1 rRNA gene is annotated in these 1,448 nt (G+C 53.3%); it reads left to right on the top strand.

From position 1 onward, the window contains the following. Positions 1 to 1,396, top strand: a 23S ribosomal RNA gene (locus tag L6D82_RS28435); the annotation flags it as partial. Positions 1,397 to 1,448: the final 52 nt, after the last annotated feature.

Genomic DNA, 1,448 nt, shown 5'->3' with positions numbered 1-1,448 from the left:
AAGGCCGAGAGCTGATGACGAGTTGCCTTTAGGCGACGAAGTGGTTGATGCCATGCTTCCAAGAAAAGCTTCTAAGCTTCAGATAACCAGGAACCGTACCCCAAACCGACACAGGTGGTTGGGTAGAGAATACCAAGGCGCTTGAGAGAACTCGGGTGAAGGAACTAGGCAAAATGGCACCGTAACTTCGGGAGAAGGTGCGCCGGTGAGGGTGAAGCACTTGCTGCGTAAGCCCACGCCGGTCGAAGATACCAGGCCGCTGCGACTGTTTATTAAAAACACAGCACTCTGCAAACACGAAAGTGGACGTATAGGGTGTGACGCCTGCCCGGTGCCGGAAGGTTAATTGATGGGGTTAGCTAACGCGAAGCTCTTGATCGAAGCCCCGGTAAACGGCGGCCGTAACTATAACGGTCCTAAGGTAGCGAAATTCCTTGTCGGGTAAGTTCCGACCTGCACGAATGGCGTAACGATGGCGGCGCTGTCTCCACCCGAGACTCAGTGAAATTGAAATCGCTGTGAAGATGCAGTGTATCCGCGGCTAGACGGAAAGACCCCGTGAACCTTTACTATAGCTTTGCACTGGACTTTGAATTTGCTTGTGTAGGATAGGTGGGAGGCTTTGAAGCGTGGACGCCAGTTCGCGTGGAGCCATCCTTGAAATACCACCCTGGCAACTTTGAGGTTCTAACTCAGGTCCGTTATCCGGATCGAGGACAGTGTATGGTGGGTAGTTTGACTGGGGCGGTCTCCTCCTAAAGAGTAACGGAGGAGTACGAAGGTGCGCTCAGACCGGTCGGAAATCGGTCGTAGAGTATAAAGGCAAAAGCGCGCTTGACTGCGAGACAGACACGTCGAGCAGGTACGAAAGTAGGTCTTAGTGATCCGGTGGTTCTGTATGGAAGGGCCATCGCTCAACGGATAAAAGGTACTCCGGGGATAACAGGCTGATACCGCCCAAGAGTTCATATCGACGGCGGTGTTTGGCACCTCGATGTCGGCTCATCACATCCTGGGGCTGAAGCCGGTCCCAAGGGTATGGCTGTTCGCCATTTAAAGTGGTACGCGAGCTGGGTTTAGAACGTCGTGAGACAGTTCGGTCCCTATCTGCCGTGGACGTTTGAGATTTGAGAGGGGCTGCTCCTAGTACGAGAGGACCGGAGTGGACGAACCTCTGGTGTTCCGGTTGTCACGCCAGTGGCATTGCCGGGTAGCTATGTTCGGGAAAGATAACCGCTGAAAGCATCTAAGCGGGAAACTTGCCTCAAGATGAGATCTCACTGGAACCTTGAGTTCCCTGAAGGGCCGTCGAAGACTACGACGTTGATAGGTTGGGTGTGTAAGCGCTGTGAGGCGTTGAGCTAACCAATACTAATTGCCCGTGAGGCTTGACCATATAACACCCAAGCAATTTGAGTCGAAAGGCCAGATTGCGGTGTGTGAAGACG

It is taken from the genome of Pseudomonas paraglycinae, assembly GCF_021601625.1.
Taxonomy (GTDB): domain Bacteria; phylum Pseudomonadota; class Gammaproteobacteria; order Pseudomonadales; family Pseudomonadaceae; genus Aquipseudomonas; species Aquipseudomonas paraglycinae.
Note: the sequence above shows the minus strand (reverse complement) of the source record. Positions and strands in the feature narration are given on the sequence as shown.